The following is a 15,053-nucleotide window of genomic DNA, read 5'->3' on the forward strand; positions in this document are numbered from 1 at the left end:
GTTTGCCGGATTATCCACTGACGCCCAGTACGTCAGGTGGGGATCATGTGCGTCGGGCCAGAGCCCGGGCAGGGACAACCCCCTTGGATGATGAATAGCCTCAGGGATTTCTCTAGGCTCGTACCGGGCAGAACCCGCCGTCACCAACCTAGGCGCTCGGCAACGTTTGCTCAAGGGCCGCGGCGATCGATTCGAGTCGTTCGGACAATCGATCGAGTGCCACGCCTTCAGGCGTCTCGGGCGGCGGCGCGTTGCGCGCGTCGATCAGCGCGTCAGCGACCATTAGCGCGGCGAGCAGCATCTGGCGGTTGGTGCCGCCTGCCCCCGCGGCGCGACGCGCCATGTCCCAGCGCTCGTCGATCAACGCCGCGGCTTCCTTCAGCCGAGCCTCGCCGCCATCGCGGCAGGCCAGATCGTAATTGGTTTCGCCGATGCGGAGCGTGACGATCGCCATCAGCCCTTCACCTCCGGCTCGGCGCTATTGGCGATGATCGTGTCGAGCGCCGCGACGGCCTGTGCCATCGTCGCCTTCAGCGTGGCATGCCGCCGCTCCAGCAGCGCGTCGGCGGCGCGCCGCGCGGCGATCGCGTTTTCGACGCGGGTGATGGCGGCGTCCAGCCGGGCGATCGCGGGATTGTCCATAGTGGCGAAGCGATAGGATCGCGCGCGCGGCGCGACAAGTAGCTTGCGCGGCGGACGGTCGCTGCAGCGGGGCGGTTGACGGGTGCGCATCCACCTGCGCAAAAGCCGCCGCATCTGGACGGAATTGGCGGAGGACTGACGATGACGAAGGTTGCGATCAACGGCTTCGGGCGCATCGGCCGGCTGGTGGCGCGCGCGTTGCTGGAGCGCGGTAGCGAGCTGGAGCTGGTGGCGATCAACGATCTGGCCGACACCAAGTCCAATGCGTGGTTGTTCAGCCGCGACAGCGTCCACGGCAAATATGCCGGCACCGTCGAGGCGGACGGGCAGGACATGGTGATCGACGGCAAGCGCATCCGCGTCACCGCCGAGCGTGATCCGGCCAACCTGCCGCACAAGGAGCTGGGCGTCGACATCGTGCTGGAATGCACCGGCTTCTTCACCGATCGGGCCAGCGCGCAGAAGCATATCGACGCGGGTGCGAAGAAGGTGCTGATCTCGGCCCCGGCCAAGGGCGTCGACATCACCGTCGTCTATGGCGTCAACGACGACAAGCTGGAGGCCGGGCATACGATCGTGTCGAACGCGTCGTGCACCACCAACTGCCTCGCGCCGGTCGCCAAGGTGCTGAACGATGCGCTGGGGATCGAGCGCGGTTTGATGACCACGATTCACGCCTATACCAACGACCAGAAGATCCTCGACCAGATCCACCCGGACCTGCGTCGTGCGCGCGCCGCGGCGATGAGCATGATCCCGACCACCACCGGCGCGGCGCGCGCGGTGGGCGAGGTGCTGCCGGAGCTGAAGGGCAAGCTGGACGGTTCGGCGGTGCGCGTGCCGGTGCCGGACGGCAGCCTGATCGACCTGACCTTCATGCCGGGACGCGAGACGACCAAGGAAGAGGTCAACGATCTGCTCAAGGCTGCGGCCGAGGGTCCGATGAAGGGTGTGCTGCACTTCTCCGACGAACCCTTGGTGTCGATCGACATCGTCCACACGCCCTATTCGTCGACCGTCGACAGCCTCGAGACTGCGGTACTCGACGGCAAGCTGGTGCGCGTCGTCAGCTGGTACGACAATGAATGGGGCTTCTCCAACCGCATGGTCGACACCGCTTCGGCGATGGCGAAGCTGGGCTGAAGACGGGAGGCGCGCGCATGACCGGCGTCCTGCTCGGGATCGCGCGCCACCCGCGGTCGCGCGCGCCGATGGAGACGGTCGACCACGTCGAGATCACCGTGGATGGCGGCATCCACGGTGACTTTCGCGGCGCGATGCGCGGCAAGCCGTACAAGCGGCAAGTGACGTTGATCGAGCGCGGCGATTGGGCGGCGGCGATGGCGGAGGTCGGTCATACGATCGGCTGGGAGGAGCGCCGCGCGAACCTGTTGGTCGATGCGATCGATCTGCCGCAGGTTGCCGGCGTTCGCCTGCGGATCGGCGCCGATGTGGTGCTGGAAATCACGCGCGAATGTGATCCGTGCGAACGGATGGAGGCGCTGGCCGAAGGGCTGCGTGCCGCACTGTCGCCCGACTGGCGCGGCGGTGCCTGTGCGATGGTGATCGCTGGCGGCCGGATCGCCGTCGGCGACGAGATCAGGATGGAGGAAGCATGACCAAGTCGTTCCGGACGCTCGACGATATCGGCGACGTCACCGGCAAGCGCGTGCTGGTGCGCGAGGATCTGAACGTGCCACTCCACGATGGGCAGGTCAGCGACGACACCCGGCTGCGCGCCACGGTGGCGACCGTCGCAGAGCTGGCCGACAAGGGCGCGATCGTGCTGGTGCTGGCGCATTTCGGCCGACCGAAGGGCGTGCCCTCGCCGGAGCTGTCGCTGGCGCAGATCGTCAAGCCCTATGAGGCGGTGCTCGGGCGCCCGGTCCGCTACATCGACTGGGAAGGCGCCGCCGACGCGATCGCCACGCTCCAGCCGGGCGACATCGGCGTGCTGGAGAACACGCGCTTCTTCGGCGGTGAAGAGAAGAACGATCCGGCGGTGATCGAGCGGTTCGCGGCGTTGGGCGACCTGTACGTCAACGACGCTTTCTCGGCCGCGCACCGCGCACACGCCTCGACCGAGGGGCTGGCGCACAGGCTGCCCGCCTTCGCCGGTCGCGCGATGGAGGCGGAGCTGGACGCGCTGGAAAAGGCGCTCGACAAGCCGGAGCATCCGGTCGCCGCGGTGGTCGGCGGCGCGAAGGTGTCGACCAAACTGGCGGTGCTCAAGCATCTGGTCACGCGGGTCGATCACCTGATCATCGGCGGCGGCATGGCCAACACCTTCCTCGCCGCGCGCGGCGTCGATGTTGGCAAGAGCCTGTGCGAGCACGAACTGACCGGCACCGCCGACGAAATCTTCGACGCTGCCGAGCAGGCCGGCTGCACGATCCATCTGCCTTATGACGTTGTCGTCGCCAAGGAATTCAAGCCGAACCCGGCGACGCGCACCGTCAATGTTCACGAAGTTGCCGCAGACGAGATGATCCTCGACGTCGGCCCGGCCGCGACCGAGTCGCTGGGCGACGTGCTCAAGAATTGCCGGACGCTCGTCTGGAACGGCCCGCTCGGTGCGTTCGAGACGCCGCCGTTCGACACGGCGACGGTGGCGCTGGCGCGGACCGCGGCGGCGCTGACCAAGGAAGGCGGGCTGGTGTCGGTCGCGGGTGGCGGGGACACGGTTGCCGCGCTCAATCAGGCAGGTGCAGGCGATTCCTTTACCTTCGTCTCAACTGCCGGGGGCGCGTTCCTGGAGTGGATGGAAGGCCGCGAATTGCCGGGGGTCGCCGCGCTGACGCGTTGACGTTCTACCGTCGCCCCGGATTTGATCCGGGGCGACGACGTAATATGGCTGTTCTGCCAGGTCGTCAGGCGTGCAGGGCACGCTGGCCACCGGGGCCGCGTGACAGGATCGCGCGCGCATCGCCCGGCGAGCGCACCTCGCCATGCGGACCGCCGGCGGCGGTGATGACGCGGTCGAGCAGTTCCAGCCCCTCCGGCCATTGCCCGAGCCCGCTGGCGGCGTTGATGTGCCCGTGCGCGCCATAGTCGATGAAATGACTGCCCCAGTCGACCGCGAGGCTGTGGGCGCGTTCGATCGTTACCCAGGGGTCGTCGCTCGACGCGACGAGGATCGAGGGGAAGGGCAAGGCGATCTTCGGCGCCGGTGCGAACGGCGCGAGTTCGCTCGCCACCCCGTGACGGTCGACATCGGCCGGCGCGACCAGCAGCGCACCGGCGACCGGCCAGCCGTACGGCTGCGGGCTCATCGAGGCCCACCAGGCGATCGCGATACAGCCCAGACTGTGGCCGACGAGGATCACCGGCGCGCGGGCCGATGAAACCGCCTGATCGATCTTCGTCACCCAGCTGTTACGATGCGGACGGTCCCACATTCCCAATTCGATGCGGGCGGTGTCGGGGCGGCTGCGCTCCCATAACGTCTGCCAATGTGCAGGGCCCGATCCGCCAAGCCCGGGAACGGTCAGCACGGTCGGCTGAACCGACAGATCGTAGTTGGCATGTCCCATGACGTACCTCCTGTTGCGTGCAATCGGGCGAGGCCGCGGCCCAGTCTAGGGGTCGGGCGTGCCGCGGCCTCGACCAAACAGATAATCCCTATTAAGCCGATAGGCAATCGTGCAGCGCAGCAATCGGCATGGGGCGAGCGGCTGACGCGACAGAGCGTTGCCGATGCTTGCGGGCCGCCGCGGCACGCGCGATAGCGTCGGGCATGTCAGCGCCAACCAAACAGCGGGTCGATCAGTTGCTGGTCGATCGCGGGCTTGTCGAGTCGCGTACCCGCGCGCAGGCACTGGTGATGGCCGGGCTGGTGTTCGCGGGCGACCGCAAGATCGAGAAACCGGGGCAGCCGATCGCCATCGATACCCTTCTGGATGTTCGCGGGCGCGACCATCCGTGGGTGTCGCGTGGCGGAATCAAGTTGGCGCACGGGCTCGACCATTTCGGCTGGGACGTCGCCGATGCGGTGGCGATCGACGTCGGCTCGTCGACGGGCGGCTTCACCGACGTGCTGCTCACGCGCGGCGCGGCGCGCGTCTATGCGGTCGACAGCGGCACCAATCAGCTCGCGTGGAAGCTGCGACAGGACGCGCGCGTGATCGTCCACGAACAGACCAGCGCGCGCATCCTCACCGCCGCGCACATCCCCGAGCCGATCGACCTGGTGGTGTGCGACGCCAGCTTCATCGGGCTCGCCAAGGTCCTGGAGGTGCCGCTGGGCTTCGTCCGCGACGGCGGGCGGGCGCTGGTGCTGGTCAAGCCGCAGTTCGAGGCCGGGCGCACCGAGGTCGGGAAGGGCGGGGTGGTCCGCGATCCCGCGATCCATGCGCGGGTGTGCGGCGAGGTGTCGGACTGGTTCGTCGCGGGCGGCTGGCGGGTCGAAGGCGTGGCCGAAAGCCCGATCACCGGGCCCGAAGGCAACGTCGAATTCCTGCTCGCGGCGCATCGCGGATGAACCCGTCGCGCGGTGATGCGCTTTGCGGCATGTTGATGTGGAACCGCATGACGAAGGAGTGAGCATGGGCGAGCTGGCATCGAGAGGACAGTTGCGGGCGTCGTTCCTTCGTTATGCGGTGGTGACGGTTCCGGCGGTTCTGCTGCTCGGCTTCCTTTCGGGGCGCACCGTGCCCTCGGGCGATCAGAACGGCTGGTATGCGGTGCTTGCCAAGCCCGAGCTGACGCCGCCGGGCTGGGCGTTCCCGGTCGTCTGGTCGCTCCTCTACATGATGCTGGGGCTGGCGCTCGCACTGGTGCTCAGCGCGCGCGGGGCGCGGCTGCGCGGGCTCGGCATCGCCTTGTTCATCGCGCAACTGGCGGGCAATCTCGCCTGGACGCCGTTGTTCTTCGGCGCGCACCGTGTCGCGGCGGCGTTCCTGCTGATCGTCGCGATCCTCGGCCTGTCGATCCTCACCACGATCGTTTTCGCGCAGATCCGCCGCGTCGCGGCCTGGCTGATGGTGCCGTACATGGCGTGGCTGTGTGTCGCCGGCGCGCTCAACTGGCAGATCGGCCAGCTCAATCCGGATGCGGAACGGGTTGTGCAAGCGCCCGCGGCATCCCAAGTGATCCGCTGACCCTTTTGCTCTCGCAGGACGATTCGCCATGCAATCCGAAAACCCGCTGTTCGGCGATGTCGCCAAGTTGTTCAACGGCGCCGCCGGGACGATCGCCGGCATGGGCCGCGAGGCCGAGGCCAATGCCCGCGCCCGCGCCCGCGAATGGATCGGGGGGCTGGACTTCGTCGCGCGCGAGGAGTTCGAGGCGGTGAAGGCGATGGCCGTCGCCGCGCGGGACGAGAACGACGCGCTGCGCGCCCGGGTCGAGAAGCTCGAAGCGGCGCTCGCCGCGCGCCCGAGCGTCTGACGCGACGCCTGCCGAAACTGCTGCCGGGGATGACGCGCGACCACGGTCGTGCGATAAGATCATGATGCTTGACGAAGCCGACCAATATTCCGAGCCCGAAGCGCCGCTCGACATGCTCGAATCCTATTTCCTCGCACACGGTTGGCCGTGCGAGCGGAACGAGGACGAAATCACCGCGACGGTGAAGGGAAGCTGGACCGAATATGAACTCCGCGCGCTGTGGCGCGAGGAGGATGGCGTCGTGCAATTGCTCGCGTTCCCGGACGTAAAGGTCGCCGAGGGGCGGCGCGGCAAGATCTACGAGACGCTGGGGCTCATCAACGAGCAATTGTGGCTTGGCCATTTCGAGATGTGGTCGTCGAGCGGCATCCTGCTTTACCGCTGCGCCACCGCGATCGAAACGCGCGAGGGGGAGGCGACGATGTCGCTGACGACCGCCGAGCTGCTGATCGATTCGGCGATCGACGAATGCGAGCGCTTCTACCCCGTGTTCCAGTTCGTGCTGTGGGGTGGCAAGTCCCCGGCCGAGGCGATCGCCGCGGCGATGGTCGAGACGCAGGGCGAGGCCTGACGCGTTTATGCGGCTATGGATGATCGGGTGCGGCAACATGGCCTCGGCGATGTTGCGGCGCTGGCTGGAAAGCGGCGTGGTCGCCGCCGCGGACGTCGATGTCGTCAATCGGCACGATCGCGCGCTCCCCGGCGACGTCCGACAGGCAAGGACCTTGCCCGATGGCCCGCCGCCCGACGTGGTCGTGCTGGGGATCAAGCCGCAGCAACTCGAAGAGGCCGCAGCGGTGTATCGCGAGCGGGTGCGGGACGCGCCGCTGCTCGTGTCGATGCTCGCCGGCCCCGATCCCGCGCGATTGTCGGCGGCGTTTCCGGGGCCGGTCGCGATCCAGACGATGCCCAATCTGCCGGTCGAGCTGGGGCGCGGCGTGGTCGCGATCCATGCGCCCGACGCACCGCCCGCGGCACGCGCGACGGTCGACCGACTGGTGGCGCCGCTCGGGCTGGTCGAGTGGTTCGACGATGCCGCGCGCTTCGCTGCCGCGGGGGCGTTATCGGGCTGCGGGCCGGCGTTCCTGTTCCGCTTCGTCGATGCGATGACCGCCGGCGGCGTCGCGATCGGCCTCGATCCGGCGCAGGCGGCAGCGGTGGCGCTCGCAACCGTCGAGGGTGCGGCGGCGATGGTGGCGGCGAGCGGGCGCAGCCCCGGCGCGCTCGCCGATGCGGTGGCGAGCCCCGGCGGCATGACGCGCGCGGGGTTGAACGTGCTCGATGAAGCGGAGGGTCTCGTCCCGCTGCTCGAGCGCACGCTCACCGCGTCGGCGAAGCGCGGCGCGGAGATGGCGAAGGGTTAGGCTGTTCCCGTCAGCCCCGACGTGATCCGCGATTCCGCGTCTTGTTCGGCCGCCCGGCAAAGACCCGTTCGTCCTGAGCTTGTCGAAGGGCGTGTTCCGGGCACGTGCTTCGACAGGCCTAGCACGAAGGGTGCGGGTCGAGGCGCTTGGCGCTCTGTCCGCTACCCGCGCAGCCCCTCGACGCGCGCGATCTCGTCATCGGGGATCAGCCCCTCCAGCACCGCCCAGAACCCCGTCACTGCACCTTGGCCGGCGCGCGAATAGGCCGCCGACAGTTTCTCGCGCAGCGCTTCGTACAGGCTCCCTTCCAACTCCACCCCCGCCGGGGTGAGCCGCAACAGCCGCTGCCGTCGGTCGCGGTCGCCCGCGCGCGTCTCGACCAGCCCGCGCTCCATTAGTTCGTTGAGCACGCGCCCCAGCGACTGCTTGGTGATCGCGAGCAGCGCCAGCAGGTCGCTGACCGGCATGTCGGGCTTGCGCGCGATGAAATAGAGCGCGCGGTGGTGCGCGCGGCCCAATCCCTGCCGCGCAAGGCCGCGATCGATCGAACGCGTGATATGCGCGTTGCCGAAGTACAGCAGCTCCAGGCCGCGACGAATCTCGGTTTCGCGCAGGAAAAGCGGCGAGGCGGAATGCGTTGAGGCAGCCATGTTGACCCGCTTTGCCATCGGCCCTAGGCCGCTGCAACCCCGGTGCGTCGACCAACGGTTGCGCGCCTGCGATCTCTGGAGGTCCTGTGAACTTCGCGTTCGAACCGCATCCGTCGCCCGTTTCCGCCAATGAGCGCGCCGCGCGACTGGTCGATCCCGGATTCGGGCGTGTGTTCACCGATCACATGGCGGTGCTGCACTATTCGGAAGGGCGCGGCTGGCACGACGGGCGCATTTCGCAGCGCATGCCGCTGACGATGGACCCCGCCTCGTCGGTGCTCCATTATGCGCAGGAGATTTTCGAGGGGCTGAAGGCCTATCGGCTCGAGGATGGCGGGCTGGCGTTGTTCCGTCCGGAGGCGAATGCCCGCCGCTTCAACGCCTCCGCACGGCGGATGGCGATGCCCGACCTGCCCGAAGAACTGTTCCTCGAATCGGTCGAGCGGCTGGTGCTCACCGAGCGCGAGTGGATGCCGACCGTCGAGGGCGGCTCGCTGTACCTGCGCCCGTTCATGATCGCGTCCGAGGCGTTCCTGGGGGTGAAGCCGTCCGCCGAATATCTCTACATGGTGCTCGCCTCGTCGGTGGGTGCCTATTGGAAGGGCGGCGCGCGCGCGGTGTCGCTGTGGGTCAGCCACGACTATACGCGTGCGGCACCCGGCGGCACCGGCGCGGCCAAATGCGGCGGCAATTACGCCACCAGCCTGATCGCGCAGCAGGAGGCGATCCGGCGCGGTTACGATCAGGTGGTGTTCCTCGACGCCGCCGAACGGCGCTGGATCGAGGAGCTGGGCGGCATGAACATCTTCTTCGTGTTCGAGGACGGCTCGCTGCGCACCCCGCCGCTGACCGGCACGATCTTGCCCGGCATCACGCGCGATTCGATCCTGCAGATCGCGCGCGATCAGGGGCTCGTCGTCGAGGAAGAGCCCTATGCGATCGAGGACTGGCGCGCCGATGCCGCGAGCGGCCGGCTGGTCGAGAGCTTCGCGTGCGGCACTGCCGCGGTAGTGACCCCGATCGGCCGCGTCGCCGGGCCGGATTATGAGTTCACGATCGGCAGCGGCGGCACCGGCCAGCTGACCGCGCATTTCCTCGAACGGCTCAGCGCGATCCAGCGCGGCCGCGCGGAAGATTCGCACGGCTGGCTGCATCGTATCGGTTGAGCTTTCCCGCGCGCCCGGCTAAGGCGCGCGGCTCGTTGGGGCGTCGCCAAGCGGTAAGGCACCGGTTTTTGGTACCGGCATTCGCAGGTTCGAATCCTGCCGCCCCAGCCAGTCCGATTTTCCAGGATGTCCCACGGCATCCACGACATTACCGGTTAACCGTCGACCGCCCCTACAAGCGCTCGGATAGCCGGAGGCTGTTCGTCCATGTCCAGCCGAACGGCGCCCGACTGTGGCGATACGATTACCGTCCGAGCGCAACCGCGCTCGTGTAGGCCGCGCCACGAAGCGAGAGCCGGTTCAACTCGAATTCTGTCATTCCGCGGTTGAGCGCGCTCAGAGAACGCCCGATCACTCGGAGGTCGAAACCGTGGAAGATCGCAGTCGAGAGCACGAGGGCCGTCGATAGGACCAGCTCGACCCACAATGACGGTGCCACGAGCAGCTTGCTAGAATCGCCGCGCCTCGTGACCGATGGTGTCGCACGTGCCGCGGAAGCTGTAAGAGGCAGCCCCGTCGACGGTAATCCGTCCCGTGCGGCGATCGATCACCAGCTTGGGCTTATTGAGCCCGTTCAGGCGGTAGCTCGCACGAATGATGTCTGGCCCTTCGACCACGTCGTGAAGATCCCACCAGCCGTTGTCCCCGCCGGAGTGTAGCGGCGGTATGAGCGATTTGGGCAGGCGGATGCGGCCACCGCCTTCCCACGTCTGAACCATCAACGAGGCGTCGAACACCTCCGTGGTGGTCTGGTTGTAGCGGCCGTAATCGTAGCGATTCTTGTCACGGTTCCAGGTCCAGGTCGTGCCGCTGGCGATGCCCGCCTTGCTCCCGTCGCCAAAACAGACGAGGCCGAGGTCGACGTTGCGGCCATCGACCATCGGCGCATCGTTCCCGACGTAGCTCGGGGCCGCCTGCTGGCGTTCAGGAGGGCGCGTGTAGCCGCGATCGGGCTCGTAGCCGGCAGGCGGGCGACTGACGGGTTGCCCGGTGTAACTGGCGTTCGGACGAACATTCGCGGACTTCCCGCAGTCGGGCGGCAAGGTCGGCTGGATCGAGCTGTACCGCCCGTCCAAGGTGGCGATCGTGACGCACTGCCGGCGTTCGGCATTCCACCAGTTGGTATAGGCGCGATCATCGCCTTGCTCCGCGCGCATATTGACGTACCCTCGACGCTGGATCTCCGATTCGCCCTGTCCGGCGCGCGCGCCGACCATATCTTCGAGGCCGGTCGTCTGCGCCGTGGCAGCGCTCGGCAGCGTGGGTAGCAGCAACGCGGCGGCGAGGAGAGGTGAGACGTTGGTCATCGTCATGACATTTCCCCTATTTGCCGGCTGGAGCCCGGCCGAAACCTGGCGCATCATGGCTGCGGCACCACCGCGTCCATGACGGTCAGCGGCTCTCCGCCGCTTGAGCCTACTCGCGACTGTGTGATCAGGATTGTCGTGCCCGGCCTTAGCGCGGCGCGTACCTGCTCGTAGAAGGTTCGCGGCAAGCGAAGCCGGTTGATCACTCCTTCGTCGAGCGGGCGTCCTGCCTCTTCCTCATGTCCGGGGAGACCGATGAATGCCCAGCGCGGCGATCCGTCGGGCGCGCTCGTCAGCGTGATGACATGGCTGCCGGGATCGTCGTCATTCACCGCCGCGATGCTGCGCCCGATCTCGACGCCACCACGCATCACGACGACCTGGCGATCCGATTTGGAGACGATGATGGTCATCGGACCGCTCATGGCTCGTTCGGGTCGCCAGCTAAACTGCTGCTGGTCGAGAAGCGCGCGCTCCACCCGGCGGCCTTTCGCATCGATGGGAGCGAGCAGGCTCGTCTCGGTGCTGCGGACGTGGCTCGCCGCGTCACCGTCGATCACGACTGTAGCCCCCAGCGAGGTGATGTCGAATAGCTCGCGCGAGAAGCCGTAGGGCAGGTGCACGCAGCCGTGGCTCTCCGGATAACCCGGCAGCCCGCCGGCATGGAGGGCGACACCGTCCCAGGTGAGCCGCTGCTGGAACGGCATGGGTGCGTTGTTGTATTTGCTCGAGCGATGTTGCGCGTCCTTCTGAAGGATCGTGAAAACGCCCGTCGGCGTTTCGTGCCCCGGCTTTCCGGACGAAACCGAGCTGACCCCGATCCGGACGCCGTTGCGATAGACGGTCGCCAATTGGTGCGAGAGATCGACGTAGACGACGACCTGTCCGTTGGGCGCGACTCCCGGCGCCCACACCCACTCGCCGGGCTTAAGCCGCTCGGCCATGTGGACGAACTCGGTCGGCGAGCTGGCGCGCGCACCCTGTCCGAGTGCCGGGAGCGCGAACGCGATAGTGGCGCCAGCAAGCATCGCCTTGAGAGCAGGGCGCGGCATATCGCTATTCCCCTTAAGCGCCATCAATCTGATAGCGTTCGGCGTTGATTCGCAAGCATATATTGCACCGCGACGGCCCATCGCTCATCGTGCGGCATGGATTTCATGAAGTGGCTCAACTCGCTTGACGAGCTCCTCTACGAGGTGATGAGTTGGCTGCTCTTTTTTCCACTTACGCTGTGGCGCGCCGTTTTCCGTCCGATCGGCATGATGCGCGAGATCGAGCGCGAGGCTGCGCTCCCCGACGATGAACGCTATGGCGCCGTGCTTAGCCCGCCGCTCTTCCTCGCGCTGGCATTGCTGCTCGGGCATGCCGTCGCCACGGCGCTGGGCCAGACCGACAAGATCATCGCCAGCCATCATGGCCTTGCCGACTTAATCAACGACAATGCCAGCGCGCTCGTGCTCCGCGTAATCGTCTTTGCCGCTTTCCCGCTCTTCTTGGCAGCGCGTTTGGTGCGACGCCGAGGCGTGAAACTTGATCGTACCTCGCTCCAGCAGCCCTTCTACGAGCAATGCTATCCCGCAGCTGTATTCGCGCTAGGCGTCAGCATCGGCACCAGTCTCGGCATCGACCCGCATCCAACCGCGCGTCTGATCGGCCATTGGCTAGTGGCGTTCGCCGTCGTGAACTACTGGCTGGTAGGTGTCCGCTGGTTCGCGGGCGCGCTTGATGTCGGGGTGGTGCGAGCCGCCGGTAACGTGCTGATCGGCTTCCTCGAAGGCACAGTTTTCCTGATCGGCGTAGGCTTTCTGTTTACGCGGTAAATGCTGCGGCGACGGCTAGGTCGGAACGGCCGCCGTGCAGCGCGCTCGAAGCGCTCAAGTGCCGATATGAACGAGCGGCGGGAGGTAATAGGCGGGTAGAGCCCTGCGAATGACTGCTTCCGGATCCATCAGCCAAGGTGCCGGCGTGAATGCGGACATGGCATCCCGTAGCCTTCATCAACGTACCAAGTTTCGCCTTCGGCTCGCGCGGGTACAGGAGAATGTCTCGCTTTGGCGACTTATCCCTTTTTGTTCGTTGGGGCGGGTGAGGAGTAATCTGCTTATGGCCCGTCGCATTCTTATCACCGGCGCGAGCGTCGCCGGCAACACCGTTGCCTGGTGGTTGGGGCGGGCCGGCCTCGACGTGACCGACGTCGAACGTGCGCCCGGGTTTCGCGACGGCGGTCAGAACATCGACGTGCGCGGCGTCGGACGCGAGGTATTGCGCCGAATGGGGCTTGAGCAGGCGGCATTGGATCGGGGCACGGGGGAAGAGGGCACCGCGTGGGTGGACAAGGACGGCAAGGTCGCGGCGGAGTTCCTCACCGCGGACACGGGCGCTGACGGCCCTACCGCCGAGATGGAGATTTTGCGCGGCGACCTCGCCCGGCTGCTCTACGAACCGGCAAGCGAGCATGCGACATACCGGTTCGGTGACAGCATCGCCGACATTAAGCAGGATGACGAGGGCGTGACCGTCACCTTCGCGGGCAGCACCATCGAACGATTTGATTTGGTCATCGTTGCCGAAGGGGTGGGGTCGAGGACGCGGGAACTGGTCTTTCCGGGCGAAAACGTGCCGCGCTGGATGGATTTGACCATCGCCTATTTCACCATCCCGAGGCAGGCTGACGACGATCGCCTTTGGCGCTGGTACAATGCGCCCGGCGGGCGGAGCGTATCGCTCCGGCCCGATCGGCACGGCACTGCGCGGGCCATGCTGTCGGTTCAGCAGCGGCCAGCGGGCGAGCAGGACTGGAATAGCGATCGTCAAAAGGCTTGGCTGCGCGAGCGCTTCGCGGGCGCGGGCTGGCAGAGCGACCGCGTGCTCGCCGGTATGGAGGCGACCGACGATTTCTATTTCGACGTCCTTCGCCAGGTGCGGATGCCGTGCTGGTCGAAGGGCCGGGTCGTGCTGACCGGGGATGCGGCGTGGTGCGCGACGCCGATCGCCGGCTATGGCACCACGCTGGCGGTGACGGGTGCCTACGTACTGGCGCAGGAACTGATCCGCTCGACCGATGTGCGCGGGGCGCTGACGGCGTATGAGCAGGCGATGCGGCCGATGGTCGAGGATGCGCAGGGCGTGCCGAAGATCGCGCCGCGCCTCGCGAACCCGCACAGCCGGCTCGGCGTTCGGCTGCTGCACACCGTGCTGAACGCAGCGAGCCGTCCTGCCGTGCGCGGCGTCGCCGGCAAGCTGTTTGGTGGCGGTTCCAAGGATGTCGACCTGTCGCGCTACGGCACGCCGACGTCGGCAGGTTTGCCGAACGCGCCCGGGGCCTCGTCACAGCAAGGCCTGTCGCCGCTGCTGGCGGTCGGTGCGGTCGGCGTGGTCCTCGGTGCGAGCGCGCTCGTTGGGCGGCGCAACGCACCCGATCCGTCGCATCCCGGCATCCGTCGCTGGTATCGTCGATTGGACAAGCCCGGCTACACGCCCCCCGACGCGGTGTTCGGCGCGGTCTGGCCGATACTGGAGACCGGTCTGGCGGTCGGCGGGTATCGCCTTCTTCGACGACCGTCGGATACGACGCGCAACGCCGCGGTCGGCCTATGGCTCGCGAACACGGCGATGGTGGGCGGCTGGACGGAGCTATTCTTTCGCAGAAAGCGACTGGGGGCCAGCGCGCTTGCCTCAGGAGCGATGGTGGCGACAGGCGCGGCTTATGTCGCGACCGCCGCCAAAGCGGACCGGCCGGCTGCCGCCCTGGCGGTGCCCTTCGTCGCCTGGCTCGGCTTCGCGACGCTGCTCGCCGCTCGCATCCGGCGCGACAATCCGGAAGGGGGTCGATGAGCCGGGCCACGGCGTGGCACGACGGCGACTGCCCGCTCTGGCAGGCGTGAAATCGCGCTGGCGCGCCGGCTGGACACCCGCGGCGCCATCACGTTCGTCGACGCGGCTGCCCTGCGGCGTGCTCACTCGACTACGGCGCGATGTTGGCTCGATTCCATGCCCGTGAGGCGGCTGGGCTAATGTTGTCGCGGGCGGCTGCATTCGCGGCGGTGTGGTGGGCCATCCCGCTGTTGCGGCCACTCGGGAAGCGGCGCGCAGTCCGTTGATCCTGTTGCCGCCGGAACGCCTCTACCGTCAGCGTCCGGTCCGGAAAGCGTGTGGCGCTATCCGCGATCCGCCATCGCCGCGCCCAGCGATCGGCACATCCGCATCGAACATCACGGCGTCCTGGTCGCACACGGTCATGCGGCCGGTGGCTGTTCTAGGGAAAGTGAAGACGGGCGCTCAAACGCCCGCAACTCGGTCATTCCCGGTAGGTACGATAACCGTTTGCACAAACATTATTACCGCCTAGACGACGTCATCCCCGGGGGGCCGCTGACGCGCGGCTGAGAGGTGGGCAGCAGCCCATGACCCGCTGAACCTGATCCGGGTGATACCGGCGTAGGGAGGGTCGCGGCTCCGTCGTCCCTCCGTGTGGAGTGGACCCGACAAGATGCCGGCTGTGAATACAAGTGCTCCAATGATGATCCGGTGCAGCAC

General features: G+C 67.2%; 17 protein-coding genes, 1 tRNA gene and 1 riboswitch. Of the genes, 12 read left to right on the top strand and 6 right to left on the bottom strand.

Going from position 1 to position 15,053, the window contains the following annotated elements:
- Positions 1 to 148: 148 nt before the first annotated feature.
- Entirely contained in the window at positions 149 to 454 is a 306-nt protein-coding gene (locus AADI75_RS11360) for a cell division protein ZapA (RefSeq protein WP_341209139.1), read from the bottom strand.
- The gene (locus tag AADI75_RS11365; RefSeq protein WP_028966383.1) at positions 454 to 642 is read right to left on the bottom strand and encodes a hypothetical protein; all 189 of its coding nucleotides are present in this window, start codon (positions 640 to 642) and stop codon (positions 454 to 456) included. The genes AADI75_RS11360 and AADI75_RS11365 overlap by 1 nt, the downstream gene beginning before the upstream one ends.
- Positions 643 to 783: 141 nt before the next feature.
- Between AADI75_RS11365 and gap the strand changes: the two genes are divergently transcribed.
- From gap to AADI75_RS11380, 3 genes are read left to right on the top strand one after another with little or no spacing between them, the layout of a single operon-like run.
- Entirely contained in the window at positions 784 to 1,785 is a 1,002-nt protein-coding gene (gene gap / locus AADI75_RS11370) for a type I glyceraldehyde-3-phosphate dehydrogenase (RefSeq protein WP_341209140.1), read from the top strand.
- A gap of 17 nt (positions 1,786 to 1,802) precedes the next feature.
- Positions 1,803 to 2,261 (top strand): MOSC domain-containing protein, encoded by a 459-nt coding sequence (locus AADI75_RS11375; RefSeq protein ID WP_341209141.1) that lies wholly within the window; start codon positions 1,803 to 1,805, stop codon positions 2,259 to 2,261.
- Positions 2,258 to 3,448 (top strand): phosphoglycerate kinase, encoded by a 1,191-nt coding sequence (locus tag AADI75_RS11380; protein WP_341209142.1) that lies wholly within the window; start codon positions 2,258 to 2,260, stop codon positions 3,446 to 3,448. The genes AADI75_RS11375 and AADI75_RS11380 overlap by 4 nt, the downstream gene beginning before the upstream one ends.
- 64 nt (positions 3,449 to 3,512) lie before the next feature.
- Here AADI75_RS11380 and AADI75_RS11385 read toward each other — a convergent pair whose 3' ends face one another.
- Positions 3,513 to 4,175 carry an alpha/beta hydrolase gene (locus AADI75_RS11385; RefSeq protein WP_341209143.1) on the bottom strand — a complete coding sequence of 221 codons (663 nt, stop codon included), beginning with the start codon at positions 4,173 to 4,175 and terminating at the stop codon, positions 3,513 to 3,515.
- A gap of 203 nt (positions 4,176 to 4,378) precedes the next feature.
- On the opposite strand from AADI75_RS11385, the gene AADI75_RS11390 reads away from it, so the two are divergent.
- The 5 genes from AADI75_RS11390 to AADI75_RS11410 all read left to right on the top strand — a co-directional run bounded on the left by AADI75_RS11390 (position 4,379) and on the right by AADI75_RS11410 (position 7,394).
- On the top strand, positions 4,379 to 5,122 hold the full coding sequence (locus AADI75_RS11390; protein ID WP_341209144.1) for a TlyA family RNA methyltransferase: 744 nt from the start codon (positions 4,379 to 4,381) through the stop codon (positions 5,120 to 5,122).
- Positions 5,123 to 5,186: 64 nt separating this feature from the next.
- Positions 5,187 to 5,741, top strand: coding sequence for a TspO/MBR family protein (locus tag AADI75_RS11395; protein ID WP_341209145.1), 555 nt, complete (start codon positions 5,187 to 5,189; stop codon positions 5,739 to 5,741).
- Positions 5,742 to 5,769: 28 nt separating this feature from the next.
- Entirely contained in the window at positions 5,770 to 6,030 is a 261-nt protein-coding gene (locus AADI75_RS11400; RefSeq protein WP_341209146.1) for an accessory factor UbiK family protein, read from the top strand.
- A 61-nt stretch (positions 6,031 to 6,091) separates the two neighbouring features.
- Entirely contained in the window at positions 6,092 to 6,601 is a 510-nt protein-coding gene (locus AADI75_RS11405) for a YbjN domain-containing protein (protein WP_184038218.1), read from the top strand.
- 19 nt (positions 6,602 to 6,620) lie between these two features.
- Positions 6,621 to 7,394, top strand: a complete 774-nt coding sequence (locus AADI75_RS11410) for a pyrroline-5-carboxylate reductase dimerization domain-containing protein (RefSeq protein WP_341209147.1) — start codon at positions 6,621 to 6,623, stop codon at positions 7,392 to 7,394.
- 161 nt (positions 7,395 to 7,555) lie between these two features.
- On the opposite strand, the gene AADI75_RS11415 is transcribed toward AADI75_RS11410, so the two are convergent.
- Positions 7,556 to 8,044, bottom strand: a complete 489-nt coding sequence (locus tag AADI75_RS11415; protein ID WP_246346644.1) for a helix-turn-helix domain-containing protein — start codon at positions 8,042 to 8,044, stop codon at positions 7,556 to 7,558.
- A gap of 86 nt (positions 8,045 to 8,130) precedes the next feature.
- On the opposite strand from AADI75_RS11415, the gene AADI75_RS11420 reads away from it, so the two are divergent.
- Together AADI75_RS11420 and AADI75_RS11425 are read left to right on the top strand one after the other, a co-directional pair.
- On the top strand, positions 8,131 to 9,210 hold the full coding sequence (locus tag AADI75_RS11420) for a branched-chain amino acid aminotransferase (protein ID WP_341209148.1): 1,080 nt from the start codon (positions 8,131 to 8,133) through the stop codon (positions 9,208 to 9,210).
- Between the two features lie 36 nt (positions 9,211 to 9,246).
- A tRNA-Gln gene (locus AADI75_RS11425) sits at positions 9,247 to 9,321 on the top strand.
- Between the two features lie 338 nt (positions 9,322 to 9,659).
- Here the strand turns inward: AADI75_RS11425 and AADI75_RS11430 are convergent.
- Complete coding sequence (locus tag AADI75_RS11430; protein WP_341209149.1) at positions 9,660 to 10,523, bottom strand: hypothetical protein; 864 nt, start codon at positions 10,521 to 10,523, stop codon at positions 9,660 to 9,662.
- A 47-nt stretch (positions 10,524 to 10,570) separates the two neighbouring features.
- Positions 10,571 to 11,593 carry a L,D-transpeptidase family protein gene (locus AADI75_RS11435; RefSeq protein ID WP_341209168.1) on the bottom strand — a complete coding sequence of 341 codons (1,023 nt, stop codon included), beginning with the start codon at positions 11,591 to 11,593 and terminating at the stop codon, positions 10,571 to 10,573.
- 81 nt (positions 11,594 to 11,674) lie between these two features.
- On the opposite strand from AADI75_RS11435, the gene AADI75_RS11440 reads away from it, so the two are divergent.
- Together AADI75_RS11440 and AADI75_RS11445 are read left to right on the top strand one after the other, a co-directional pair.
- Positions 11,675 to 12,337, top strand: coding sequence for a hypothetical protein (locus AADI75_RS11440; RefSeq protein ID WP_341209150.1), 663 nt, complete (start codon positions 11,675 to 11,677; stop codon positions 12,335 to 12,337).
- A gap of 283 nt (positions 12,338 to 12,620) precedes the next feature.
- Positions 12,621 to 14,351 carry a tryptophan-rich sensory protein gene (locus AADI75_RS11445; RefSeq protein ID WP_341209151.1) on the top strand — a complete coding sequence of 577 codons (1,731 nt, stop codon included), beginning with the start codon at positions 12,621 to 12,623 and terminating at the stop codon, positions 14,349 to 14,351.
- Positions 14,352 to 14,868: 517 nt separating this feature from the next.
- Positions 14,869 to 14,978: riboswitch (TPP riboswitch) on the top strand.
- The last annotated feature ends 75 nt before the right edge of the window (positions 14,979 to 15,053 follow it).

The organism is uncultured Sphingomonas sp. (assembly GCF_964021865.1).
GTDB lineage: Bacteria > Pseudomonadota > Alphaproteobacteria > Sphingomonadales > Sphingomonadaceae > Sphingomonas.

Excerpts from the sequence above, each read along its gene's own strand:
- AADI75_RS11410 (WP_341209147.1), top strand. The coding sequence starts at position 6,621 with ATGATCGGGTGCGGCAACATGGCCTCGGCGATGTTGCGGCGCTGGCTG.
- AADI75_RS11405 (WP_184038218.1), top strand. The coding sequence starts at position 6,092 with ATGATGCTTGACGAAGCCGACCAATATTCCGAGCCCGAAGCGCCGCTC.
- AADI75_RS11440 (WP_341209150.1), top strand. The coding sequence starts at position 11,675 with ATGAAGTGGCTCAACTCGCTTGACGAGCTCCTCTACGAGGTGATGAGT.
- AADI75_RS11390 (WP_341209144.1), top strand. The coding sequence starts at position 4,379 with ATGTCAGCGCCAACCAAACAGCGGGTCGATCAGTTGCTGGTCGATCGC.
- AADI75_RS11395 (WP_341209145.1), top strand. The coding sequence starts at position 5,187 with ATGGGCGAGCTGGCATCGAGAGGACAGTTGCGGGCGTCGTTCCTTCGT.
- AADI75_RS11415 (WP_246346644.1), bottom strand. The coding sequence starts at position 8,044 with ATGGCTGCCTCAACGCATTCCGCCTCGCCGCTTTTCCTGCGCGAAACC.
- AADI75_RS11435 (WP_341209168.1), bottom strand. The coding sequence starts at position 11,593 with ATGGCGCTTAAGGGGAATAGCGATATGCCGCGCCCTGCTCTCAAGGCG.
- AADI75_RS11385 (WP_341209143.1), bottom strand. The coding sequence starts at position 4,175 with ATGGGACATGCCAACTACGATCTGTCGGTTCAGCCGACCGTGCTGACC.
- AADI75_RS11375 (WP_341209141.1), top strand. The coding sequence starts at position 1,803 with ATGACCGGCGTCCTGCTCGGGATCGCGCGCCACCCGCGGTCGCGCGCG.
- AADI75_RS11445 (WP_341209151.1), top strand. The coding sequence starts at position 12,621 with ATGGCCCGTCGCATTCTTATCACCGGCGCGAGCGTCGCCGGCAACACC.
- AADI75_RS11365 (WP_028966383.1), bottom strand. The coding sequence starts at position 642 with ATGGACAATCCCGCGATCGCCCGGCTGGACGCCGCCATCACCCGCGTC.
- AADI75_RS11400 (WP_341209146.1), top strand. The coding sequence starts at position 5,770 with ATGCAATCCGAAAACCCGCTGTTCGGCGATGTCGCCAAGTTGTTCAAC.
- gap (WP_341209140.1), top strand. The coding sequence starts at position 784 with ATGACGAAGGTTGCGATCAACGGCTTCGGGCGCATCGGCCGGCTGGTG.
- AADI75_RS11380 (WP_341209142.1), top strand. The coding sequence starts at position 2,258 with ATGACCAAGTCGTTCCGGACGCTCGACGATATCGGCGACGTCACCGGC.
- AADI75_RS11430 (WP_341209149.1), bottom strand. The coding sequence starts at position 10,523 with ATGACGATGACCAACGTCTCACCTCTCCTCGCCGCCGCGTTGCTGCTA.
- AADI75_RS11360 (WP_341209139.1), bottom strand. The coding sequence starts at position 454 with ATGGCGATCGTCACGCTCCGCATCGGCGAAACCAATTACGATCTGGCC.